Raw genomic sequence first — 10,515 nt, forward strand, 5'->3', positions numbered from 1 at the left:
GGGGCCGGGGATGGATCTCCAGTTCCTCGACGCGAAGGCCACCTTCGAAGAACGCGCGGCCGTGGACGCGTTGCCCGAAGGTGCGGCGCGGGACCAGCTGCTGCCGGCGCTGCACGCGGTGAACGACCGGGTGGGCTGGATCAGCCAGGGCGCGCTGAACTACATCTGCGAGAAGCTGCACGTGCCGCCGGCCGACGCGTACGGCGTGGCGAGCTTCTACTCGCTGTTCTCGCTCTCCGAGCGACCCGAACGCGTGGTGCACGTGTGCACCGACCTCGCGTGCCGCGTCAACGGGTCCGACACGGTGTGCGAGACGCTCACCGAGCACATCGGACCCGCGGGCAAGTCTCGCGGCGGGGTCACGTGGCTGCGCAGCCCGTGCCTGGGCGTGTGCGAGAGGGCGCCGGCGGCGCTGGCGTTCGAGGCCGGTGACCCGGCGGGCAGTGAGCTGCTCGCCCCGGCCACCGGTGCTGCGGCGGTGCTGGCGGCCCGCCGGTCACCGTCCACCGAGGAGGGTGCCGCGCCGGTGCTGCACCAGACGGATCGGTCGTCGTTGACGCTGCTGCACCGGGTCGGGGCCGTCGACCCGGAGAGCCTCGACGACTACCGGGCCACCGGTGGGTACGCGGCCCTGCGCAACGCGCTGCTGCTCGGCCCGAACGGCGTGATCCGCGAGGTGACCGACGCGGGGCTGATGGGCCGCGGCGGCGCCGCGTTCCCGACCGGGCGCAAGTGGCAGGGCGCGGCGAGCCAGCCCGCGTTGCCGCACTACCTGGTGTGCAACGCCGACGAGAGCGAGCCCGGCACGTTCAAGGACCGGGTGCTGCTGGAGGGCGACCCGTTCGCGCTGGTCGAGTCGATGACGATCGCGGGGTTCGCGACCGGCGCCACGTTGGGCTACCTGTACCTGCGCGGCGAGTACCCGCGGGCGCGCCGGCTGGTGCAGAACGCGATCGACGTCGCCCGTGAACGCGGGTTCCTCGGCACGGACATCATGGGGCACGCGGGGTTCTCGTTCGACATCGAGATCCGCCGCGGCGCGGGTGCCTACATCTGCGGCGAGGAAACGGCGATCTTCAACTCGATCGAGGGCTTCCGCGGGGAGCCGCGTTCGAAGCCGCCGTTCCCGACCGAGCAGGGGCTGTTCGGGAAGCCGACGGTGGTGAACAACGTCGAGACGCTGGTGAACGTGCCGCTGATCCTCACCGCCGGGTATGCCGCGTACCGGCGGATCGGCACGGAGAAATCGGCCGGACCCAAGCTGTTCTGCTTGTCCGGCAACGTGCGCAAGCCCGGCGTGTACGAGGTTCCGTTCGGCACCACGCTGCGCGAGCTGCTGGAGCTGGCCGGGGGCGTGCCGGAGGGCCGTGAGCTGCGGGCGGTGCTGCTGGGCGGCGCGGCAGGCGGGTTCGTGCGGCCCGACGAGCTCGACCTGCCGCTCACGATGGAGGACGCGCGCGCCGCGGGCACCACGCTCGGCTCGGGCGTGGTGCTGGCGCTCGACGACCAAGCCGACCTCGGGAAGTTCCTGCTGCGCATCGCGTCGTTCTTCCGCGACGAGTCGTGCGGGCAGTGTGTGCCGTGCCGGATCGGGACGGTGCGCCAGGAGGAGGCGGTGAGCCGCATCGTCGGCGGGCGCCGGCTGAGCACCGATGCCGACGATCTCGCGTTGCTGCGCGAGGTCGGGCAGGTGATGCGGGACTCGTCGATCTGCGGGCTGGGCCAGACGGCGTGGAACGCGATCGAGTCGGCTGTCGAGCGGCTGGGTGCGTTGAACGGAGTGGAATCGTGACGACCGACGACACCCTCTTTCCCGTGGAGGAGTCATGAGCATCGTAGAGCTGGGTCTGCCGAAGCGCCTGGTCGAGTTCACTGTGGACGGTCAGGCCGTCAGCGTGCCCGAGGGCGCCACGATCCTCGAAGCCTGCTCGGCGGTGGGCAAGGAGATCCCCACGCTGTGCTACGGCGACACGCTCAAGCCCGCCAACGCGTGCCGCGTGTGCATGGTGGAGGTGGAGGGTTCGCGGACGCTGGTGCCGTCATGCTCGCGCAAGGCCGAGCCGGGCATGGTCGTGCGCACGGATTCCGAGCGCACGAGGACCAGCCGCAAGGTCGTGCTGGAGCTGCTGGGCTCGGCGACCGACCTCTCGACCACGCCCGGCGTCGCCGAGTGGATGGCCGAGACCGGGGCCGACCCGGAGCGGTTCGGGCCGCCCGCGCCGCCGTCGGACGAGCGGGACCACGCGTTGCCGGGCGAGCACGAGCCCGTCGACGGGCTGACCGCGGCCACCGTGGCGCAGCCGGTCAAGGTGGACAACGCGCTCTACGTGCGGGACTACGGCAAGTGCATCCTGTGCTACAAGTGCGTGGACGCGTGCGGCGACCAGTGGCAGAACTCGTTCGCGATCTCCGTGGCCGGGCGGGGGTTCGGGGCGCGGATCTCCACGGAGTTCTCGACGCCGCTGCCCGACAGCGCGTGTGTCTACTGTGGAAACTGCGTCGAGGTCTGTCCCACGGGCGCGCTCAGCTTCAAGGCCGAGCACGACAAACGCGAGGACGGCACCTGGGACGAGTCCCGGCAGACGGAGACCACGACCGTGTGCACGTTCTGCGGCGTGGGCTGCAACCTGACGCTGCACGTGCAGGACAACGAGATCGTGAAGGTCACGAGCCCGCACGACAGCTCCGTGACCCACGGAAACCTCTGCATCAAGGGCCGTTTCGGCTGGCAGCACGTGCAGAACACCTGAGGGCGATCCCGAACCGCCCCTCCTGGACCCGCCGTTCCCCGTCCCGGCCTGCCTGCGCCCGCGGACGTGCGGGACGGCGGGTCCCGCACGCTCTGTTCCCCGCGGTTTTCCCCGAACGAAGGGGGCAATGGTGCCTTCTGTCGAAGAAATCTCCCGTACCGTGGCCGGCACCGTCGCGCCGGCCGCCGCCGAGTCCGACCGGCTCGCGCGGTTCCCGCGGGCGTCGGTGGCGGCGTTGAGCCGCAAGGGCGTGCTGGCGATGACGGCGTCGCGGCGGCTCGGCGGTGGTGGGCACGGGCTGGCCGAAGCCGCGCGGGTGGTCGAGGTCGTGGCGCGTTCGTGTGCGAGCACGGCCACGGTGCTGCGCTCGCACTTCGCGGCAGTTGCGGTGCTGGAGGCGCACGCCGACCAGTCCGTGCGCGCGGACCTCGCCGCGGGCCACCACCTCAGCACGCTGGCGCTCTCGGACGCAGCCCCCGGCAGCCGGTTGCTCGCGCCCGACGGGGTGGCCAGTGCCCACGGCGGTGTCGTCGACCTGGTGGGCCGGAAGGCGGGCGTGATCGCGGCGGGGGAGGCCGACAGCTACGTGTGGTCGACGCGGCCGGCGAGCGGGCGGGGAGCCGCGACGCTGTGGTTCGTGCCCGGCCACGCACCCGGGTTGTTCGTGCCCGCTCCGGGTGGTGGCTTGGGCCTGCGGGGCACGTCGGCCACGACCGTGTGCGCGGATCCCGTGCAGTTGCCCGAAAACACGATCCTCGGCCACGACGGCGAAGGCGCTGAGGTGGTGCTGGATCTGGCGCTGCCGTGGTTTCTCGGGCTGGGCGCGGCCGTGGCGCTGGGGCTCGCGGAAGCGGCGATCGAGCGGGTGGCCGGTTCCGACCCGGCACGGACGGAGCTCGCCCGGATGCGGCTGCGGGCGTCGGCTGTGCGGGTGCTGGCCGCCGACGCGTTCGCGACGTGCAGCTGGGACCCCGCCCACGCGTTGCCGAAGTTCTTCCACCTGTGGCTGGCCGCGGGGGAAGCCGTCACGGCGATCACCGAGGCGGCGCTGCGGCAGTCGTCGGCCTACCCGGGTGACTCCGTGCTCGAACGGTGCTTCCGCGACGCGCGGGCGCACTGCGCGCTGGAGCCGACCGTCGACACCGTGGTGGACCTCGCGGCCCGGGCCGATTGTGCCGTGGTGCCGGAACTGCACTCGGCGCTGTGACCCGCGTGCCCGTTGACCGAGTGCGCGTCGGGCCGCTAGTCTCGATATACGGAAGAAAGCTTCCACAATACGAAAATTGAGATCCGATGAGCCGAGGTATCCGATGACCGGTCCCGCCGGGGTGCGGCACTCGCTGCCCTACACCGCCAACCTGTCGATCCTGTTCACCGAGCTCCCGCTGCTCGAGCGCGCGCAGGCCGCTCGGGCAGCGGGCTTCACCGCGGTCGAGTACTGGTGGCCCTTCGACAGCGCCGACCCGCGGCCGGTCGAGGTCGAGAAGTTCGTGCGCTCCGTCGAGCAGGCCGGGGTGCAGCTGACCGGGCTGAACCTGTACGCCGGCGACATGGCGGCGGGCGAGCGCGGGCTCGTGTCGTGGGTCGGGCGCGAGGCCGAGTTCGCGGTGAGCCTGACGATCGCGATCGGGATCGCCGACCGCCTCGGTTGCCGCAGCTTCAACGCGCTGTACGGCAACCGGCTCGACGGCGTCGCACCGTCCGAACAGGACGAGCTGGCGCTCGAGCACCTGGCCACGGCCGCTTCTTCTGCGGCGAAGATCGGCGCGCAGATCGTGCTGGAGCCGCTTTCGGGCACGCCCGCGTATCCGCTGAAGACGGCGGCCGATGCCGTGGCAGTGGCCGACAAGCTGGGGCTCGACAACGTACGGCTGCTCGCGGACCTCTACCACCTGGCGGTGAACGGCGACGACCTCGACTCCGTGATCGCCGAGTACACCCCGCGCACCGGGCACGTGCAGATCGCCGACGCGCCGGGCCGGCACCAGCCGGGCACGGGGGCTCTGGACCTCGAGGGACACCTGGAAAAGCTGGCGGCGGCGGGCTACCGCGGACACGTGGGGATCGAGTACAAACCGGACGGTCCCACACTCGATTCGCTGGCCTGGCTGCCGGAAGAGCGAAGGGGAGACAAATGAGCAAGGTCGGCTTCATCGGTCTCGGCGTGATGGGCACGCCGATGGCCGCGCACCTGGCCGGTGCGGGACACGACGTGAGCGGCTTCGACCTGAGTGCCGACGCGCTGGCGAAGCTCACCGCCGCGGGCGGGCGCGCCGCCGCCGACGTGGGCGACGCGGTCGCCGAGGCGGACGTGGTGATCACGATGCTGCCCGACCACCCGCAGGTGGAGCAGGTCGTGCTGGCGCCGGGCGGGGTCCTCGACGTCGTCAAGCCGGGCACCCTACTCGCCGACATGAGCACGATCCGCCCCGAGACGTCGATCGCCGTCGCGAAAACCGGCACCGGCAAGGGGATCCGGGTGCTCGACGCCCCCGTGTCCGGTGGCCAGGCAGGCGCCGAGCAGGCGGCACTGTCCATCATGGTCGGCGGCGAGGCGGAGGACTTCGAGGCGGCCCGGCCGATCTTCGAGGCACTCGGCAAGACCATCGTCCACGTGGGACCCCACGGCGCGGGCCAGGTCGTGAAAGCCGCCAACCAGCTCGTGGTCGGCGGCATCTACGGCCTGGTGGCCGAGGCGATCGTGCTGCTGGAAGCGTCGGGGGTCGACGCCGGCACCGGCCTCGACGTCCTCGCCGGCGGCCTCGCGGGCAGCCGCATCCTGGAGCTCAAACGCAAGTCGATGGTGGCACGCCAGTTCCAGCCCGGCTTCCGCATCGACCTGCACCACAAGGACATGGGCATCGCGCTCGCCGCGGCGCGCCAGGCCGATGTCTCGCTGCCGATGACCGGCCTGGTCGCCCAACTCGTGGCCGCGGGGCGCGCGATGGGCCATGGTTCGCTGGACCACTCGGCGTTGCTGAAGGTCGTGGAAGGGTTGTCCGGCCGGTCGTCGGAGGAGGTCTGACGGGGCCCGCCTGGGGGTGCTGACGGGCGGGTTTGAGGTTTGCTGTTGTGGGCGGGTCCGGGAGTGCGGGATCCGCCCACAGCGGTGCTTGGTCGCGGGCCGGGCTGGGCCGCCCAGGAGCGGCGGGCTTGGCGGCGGTGAACGTCGGAGGTGGCGCGGTCTTCGGTCCGGCGTCGGGCCGGCGGGACCGCGGCATGGTCGATCCGCGGCTCGACGTCGACGAGCGTGTGCGCACCGTTGCGTTCGGATGACTTGTGTGTGGGCGAGGGCATCGGCTGGTGCTGCTGAGGGAGAAAATCGGCAGGGCGATGAAGGTGGTGCCCAGCGACACGAGGTCGGCCACGAGCTCGCCGTCCTCGGTGAACACCACCGTGCCCGCCGGCACCTTCATCTCGAGCGCCTCGCCCGCGGCGCCGTTGCGGTTGCTGCCCATGCCCAGCCGCGTGTGGTGGCCGGGTCATGCTCGGCGATGCTCGGCGGCACCACCGGCGCCGGACGGACGGGGCCGGCGGGCGCGGCGGCGGTGAGGCTGTGGAGGTGGCGGGTGGCGTCGCCGTCGAGGCCGAGCTCGCGGGCGAGCGCGTCGAGCACCTGAGCGGACGGGTTCTGGTCGCGGCCCTGCTCCAGGCGCATGTAGTAGTCGCTGCTGATGCCCGCCAGCAGGGCCAGCTCCTCGCGGCGCAGGCCGCGCACCCGCCGTCGCCCACCCGCGGGCAGGCCGACGTCCTCGGGGGCGACGAGCTCGCGCCGCGCTCGCAGGTAGTCGCCGAGGAGGTTGGCCATGCTGCGCAGTCTAGGAGAGCGCGGCCAGCAGTCCGAAGTAGACGGCGCCGCCCACGACCGCGCCCACGAAGACGCCGCTGGTCACCTCGGCCGCGGTGTGGTCACCCAGCTCCACCCGCGACCACGCCACCCACGCGACGAACGGTGCCAGCAGGAGCAGCCACGGCCCGTACACCCACACCAGCATCACGGTCGCGCCCGCCGCGACCTCGGCGTGGATGGAGATCTTGAACTTCAGCCCGAACGTGATCGCCACCGCCACCACCAGGCACGCCAGCTCGGCCGCCGTCAGCGCGATCAGCTCCCGCGGCGCCCCGCCGACGATCAGCACCACGAACCCGGCCGCCAACGAACCCAGGCACACCGCGAACGGCACCACCCGCCCCGCGCGGTTCGTCACGTGGTACCCGTCCCACTTCCCGCGCCGCGCACCCCGGACGATCACCGCCATCGGGATCAGCGACCCCGTGACGCCCACCACGAGGCCCCACAGCACCGTCGCCCCGATCCGGTGGCCGGTCACCTGCCACGCCACCGCGAGCGGCAACCCGAGCACCCACACCCACGGCGCCAGTACTTCCGTGGCGGCCCTCGCCGCCCCGCGCCGAACTCCACCGGACGACGACACGATCGCGGACATCGCTCTCCTTGTTTTGTGGTGTGGCCTGGAGATCTTACGGCGCGGGCCGTTTCCGCTGTCACCCGGTTCAGGGCCTACCCAATAGATCAGTTGTCGATGTACTATTCACCGGTGCTGAGCTGTGAAACCCGTGAATCGGCCCTGGCCCGCGTCGGCCGCGCCCTGGCGGACCCGACGCGGTGCCGCATCCTCGTCGCGCTCCTGGACGGCGTCGCGTACCCGGCCCAGCTGGCCGAACAGCTCGGCCTGAGCCGCTCCAACGTCTCCAACCACCTCTCCTGTCTGCGCGGCTGTGGCCTCGTCCTGGCGACGTACCAGGGCCGCCAGGTCCGCTACACCCTCGCCGACCCGCACCTGGCCCGAGCGCTGACGGAACTCACGAGGGTCGTCCTCGCCGTCGCCCCGACCCCGGACTGCGCCGAGGAGGACTTGCCGGCCGCCGAGGTAACGCGATGAATTCGGAGGCTCGCCTCGACCGCCGGTCTGCCGGCGGCGCCGGCTGCTGCGGCTCGGTGCTGACATCTGGGGCACGCGGGCCGATCGCTTCCTCGGGCAGCTGCTGCTCGCCTGACTCTCGGCCCGGCTCCGCGGTTGCCCACCCGGAGCAGCGCGGGCCGGCGGTGGCGGCTGAGCCCCGGCCCGTCCCGGCGGCATCGGACGACCGCAGCCGTACCGAGGCAGATTCGACCGAGTGCTGCGGGCCTGTACCGCGGCGCGAGCTCGGACCCGACCCGGCGACTTCCGAGGGGCAACGAGAGGTGGCAGCGTCGGTCGACTGCTGCGATGCCGCCGCGCGTTCGGATCAAGAGCGCGAGTCGGTGCGGTCGGAAGAGCGACCTGGATCGGGTGCATCCGATGACTGTTGCGACGTCTCGGTGGGTTCGAGTGAGCGCGGGGAAGCAGCGGAGGCGGGGGAGCGGCGGCCGGTGCCGGTGCGCCATCTGCGGTCGGGACAGGCCAGTTCGGGCTCCGGGGCGGCAGGTGACTGCTGCGAGGCCTCGGCGGGTGCGGGTGAACGCCGAGAACCGATGGTGGCGGCGGAGCGCCGGCGGGTGCTGGCGCGGCGCGTGCGGTGGTTGGTGGCGGGGACGATCGCGTACAACGTGGTGGAGGCCGGGGTCGCGTTGGTGGCCGGGGAAGCGGCGGGCTCGGGGGCGCTCGTGGGGTTCGGGTTGGACTCCGTGGTGGAGGTGGCCTCGGCGGCGGCCGTGGCCTGGCAGTTCGCCGGGGTGGATCACGAGAGGCGTGAGCGGGCGGCGTTGAGGGTGATCGCGGTGTCGTTCTTCGCGTTGGCGGCCTACGTGGTCGGCGATGCGGTGTGGGCGCTGGCGAGGGGGAGCGAGGCGGGGCATTCGACCGTGGGCATCGTGCTGGCGGCGGTGTCCCTGGTGGTCATGCCGGTGCTCTCGGGCGCGCAGCGCAGGGCCGGCCGCGAGCTCGGCTCGGCGAGCGCCGTGGCCGATTCGAAGCAGACCCTGCTGTGCACCTACCTCTCGGCGGTGTTGCTGGCCGGGCTGCTGCTCAACACGCTGTTCGGCTGGTATTGGGCGGACCCGGTCGTCGCACTGATCATCGCGGTCGTCGCGGTGCGGGAGGGGCGCGAGGCCTGGCGCGGGGAGCACTGTTGCTGAGCGCGCCTCAGCCCGCGGTCTCGCCCGAGCCACCACTGCAATCCCCGCAGTACCACCGCGAAGGTGACGAACAGGCTCACCAGGAGCACCGAACCGGCCAGATCACTCATCGCACACCCGCTTTCCACGCGTCACCCTGACAAACCTCAGGGTGCGGCGGCGCGGCCCGATGTGCGCTCGGCGCTCACGCTTCCTTGACGGCCGCGGGAACGACGTTGACGTCGCGCGCCGGGTGCGCGTGGATCAGCGCCCGCGCGAGCCGCGGCAGTGCGGCCGCCATGCGCTCTTCCGCGGCGTGCGCGATGCCGTGCGCCTCGGCGAGCGTGCGGCTCGGGTCGACCGACACCTCCGCCTCGCCGGCGAGGGTGTGGCCGATCCAGCGCAGCCGCACGACGTCGACGCTCAGCACGCCGGGCGTATGGGCCAGTGCGTTTTCTGCGTCGTCGAGCAGGTGCGGGTCGACGGCATCGAGCAGCCGCCCGAACACCTCGCGCGCGGCGTCGCGCAGGACCAGGACGATCGCCACCGTGATGAGCAGGCCCACCACCGGGTCGGCCCACGTCCAGCCGACGAGCGCCCCGCCGGCCGCGAGCACCACGGCGAGGCTGGCGAAGCCGTCGGTCCGCGCGTGCAGCCCGTCGGCGACGAGCGCCGCCGACCCGATCCGCCGCCCCACGCGGATGCGGAAGCGCGCGACGACCTCGTTGCCGGCGAAACCGATCACCCCGGCGAGCGCCACCCAGCCCGCACCCGTCATGGGCCGCGGGTTCAGGAGGCGATCGATCGCCTCGAACCCCGCGAGCGCCGCGGACCCCGCCATCACGAGGAGGATCACCAGCCCGGCGAGATCTTCGGCACGTCCGAGGCCGTGCGTGAACCGGCGCGTCGCCTGCCTGCGCGCGAGCAGGAACGCAACGGCCAGCGGCACGGCGGTGAGCGCGTCGGCGAAGTTGTGCAGCGTGTCGCCGAGCAACGCCACCGACCCGGTGAACGCGACGACCACCAGCTGCGCGACCGCCGTCACCAGCAGGCCGGTGAACGACAGCCACAACGTCCGCATCCCCGCACGGCTCGCCTCGAGCGTGTCGTCGATGCGGTCCGCGGACTGGTGGCTGTGCGGCTTCAGGGCGTGGAGGAGCCCGTGGCCGTGTCCGTGGGTGTCCATGCCCGGCACGGTAGCAGAACGAATGAAGATGTGTTCATGTCTCCTGTGGTGTTCTAGTCTCCTCTCCATGGGACACGGGGTCGAAGGACGTCGCCGCCCCGGCGGCCCGCTGGACGCGACCACCGCCGCCGCGGTGGCCACCACGTTGCAGGCACTCGCCACCCCGAGCCGGTTGCTGATCCTCAGCGCGCTGCGCGAGCAGCCCCTCGCCGTGGGGGATCTGGTGGCGGCGGTCGGGATGGAGCAGTCGGCCGTGTCGCACCAGTTGCGGTTGCTGCGGAATCTCGGGTTGGTGGTGGGGACCCGCAACGGCCGCAGCATCGTGTACAGCCTGCACGACAATCACGTTGCCCAGTTGCTCGATGAAGCTGTCTATCACAGCGAGCATCTGCGGCTGGGAGTTGCGGATCGCGCGGGTGAGGCCGGCTAGCTGTTGCGGGTCGTGACGTTGGTGTCGGCTGGTGGGGCCTGAAGATGGGGACGGGTCTTTCGGCGGCAGGATGAGAAGTGCGACCCACTCG

General features: G+C 72.0%; 11 protein-coding genes and 2 pseudogenes. 9 read left to right on the top strand and 4 right to left on the bottom strand.

Features of this window, described 5'->3' with window-relative positions:
- Positions 1-10 precede the first annotated feature (10 nt).
- The 6 genes from ACWEOE_RS31050 (at position 11) to ACWEOE_RS31075 (ending at position 6,026) form a co-directional block, all read left to right on the top strand.
- Positions 11-1,792, top strand: coding sequence for an NAD(P)H-dependent oxidoreductase subunit E (locus tag ACWEOE_RS31050; protein WP_452015393.1), 1,782 nt, complete (start codon positions 11-13; stop codon positions 1,790-1,792).
- A gap of 34 nt (positions 1,793-1,826) precedes the next feature.
- Positions 1,827-2,750 carry a 2Fe-2S iron-sulfur cluster-binding protein gene (locus ACWEOE_RS31055; RefSeq protein ID WP_452015395.1) on the top strand — a complete coding sequence of 308 codons (924 nt, stop codon included), beginning with the start codon at positions 1,827-1,829 and terminating at the stop codon, positions 2,748-2,750.
- 130 nt (positions 2,751-2,880) lie between these two features.
- On the top strand, positions 2,881-3,957 hold the full coding sequence (locus tag ACWEOE_RS31060; protein ID WP_452015397.1) for an acyl-CoA dehydrogenase family protein: 1,077 nt from the start codon (positions 2,881-2,883) through the stop codon (positions 3,955-3,957).
- Positions 3,958-4,060: 103 nt separating this feature from the next.
- Positions 4,061-4,888 (top strand): hydroxypyruvate isomerase family protein, encoded by an 828-nt coding sequence (locus ACWEOE_RS31065; RefSeq protein ID WP_452015399.1) that lies wholly within the window; start codon positions 4,061-4,063, stop codon positions 4,886-4,888.
- Positions 4,885-5,775: a 2-hydroxy-3-oxopropionate reductase gene (locus tag ACWEOE_RS31070; RefSeq protein WP_452015401.1), complete on the top strand. Its 891-nt coding sequence runs from the start codon at positions 4,885-4,887 to the stop codon at positions 5,773-5,775. Before ACWEOE_RS31065 ends, ACWEOE_RS31070 begins: the two co-directional genes overlap by 4 nt.
- A 128-nt stretch (positions 5,776-5,903) precedes the next feature.
- Positions 5,904-6,026: a hypothetical protein gene (locus ACWEOE_RS31075; RefSeq protein WP_452015403.1), complete on the top strand. Its 123-nt coding sequence runs from the start codon at positions 5,904-5,906 to the stop codon at positions 6,024-6,026.
- A gap of 53 nt (positions 6,027-6,079) precedes the next feature.
- Here the strand turns inward: ACWEOE_RS31075 and ACWEOE_RS31080 are convergent.
- From ACWEOE_RS31080 to ACWEOE_RS31090, 3 genes and pseudogenes are all read right to left on the bottom strand, one after another.
- Positions 6,080-6,217, bottom strand: a pseudogene (locus ACWEOE_RS31080) (hypothetical protein); the annotation flags it as partial.
- Positions 6,218-6,246: 29 nt separating this feature from the next.
- A pseudogene (locus ACWEOE_RS31085) lies at positions 6,247-6,558 on the bottom strand (helix-turn-helix domain-containing protein); the annotation flags it as partial.
- Positions 6,559-6,568: 10 nt separating this feature from the next.
- Positions 6,569-7,198, bottom strand: a complete 630-nt coding sequence (locus ACWEOE_RS31090; RefSeq protein ID WP_452015405.1) for a hypothetical protein — start codon at positions 7,196-7,198, stop codon at positions 6,569-6,571.
- Between the two features lie 111 nt (positions 7,199-7,309).
- Here ACWEOE_RS31090 and cmtR point away from each other — a divergent pair, with 111 nt between their 5' ends.
- Together cmtR and ACWEOE_RS31100 are read left to right on the top strand one after the other, a co-directional pair.
- Positions 7,310-7,654, top strand: coding sequence for a Cd(II)/Pb(II)-sensing metalloregulatory transcriptional regulator CmtR (cmtR, locus tag ACWEOE_RS31095; protein WP_452015407.1), 345 nt, complete (start codon positions 7,310-7,312; stop codon positions 7,652-7,654).
- 572 nt (positions 7,655-8,226) lie between these two features.
- Entirely contained in the window at positions 8,227-8,829 is a 603-nt protein-coding gene (locus ACWEOE_RS31100) for a cation transporter (RefSeq protein ID WP_452015409.1), read from the top strand.
- 184 nt (positions 8,830-9,013) lie between these two features.
- Here the strand turns inward: ACWEOE_RS31100 and ACWEOE_RS31105 are convergent, their stop codons facing one another.
- Entirely contained in the window at positions 9,014-9,994 is a 981-nt protein-coding gene (locus ACWEOE_RS31105; protein ID WP_452015411.1) for a cation diffusion facilitator family transporter, read from the bottom strand.
- Positions 9,995-10,061: 67 nt separating this feature from the next.
- Between ACWEOE_RS31105 and ACWEOE_RS31110 the strand changes: the two genes are divergently transcribed.
- Entirely contained in the window at positions 10,062-10,424 is a 363-nt protein-coding gene (locus ACWEOE_RS31110) for an ArsR/SmtB family transcription factor (protein WP_452015413.1), read from the top strand.
- Positions 10,425-10,515 lie beyond the last annotated feature (91 nt).

It is taken from the genome of Amycolatopsis sp. NPDC004368 (assembly GCF_053602515.1).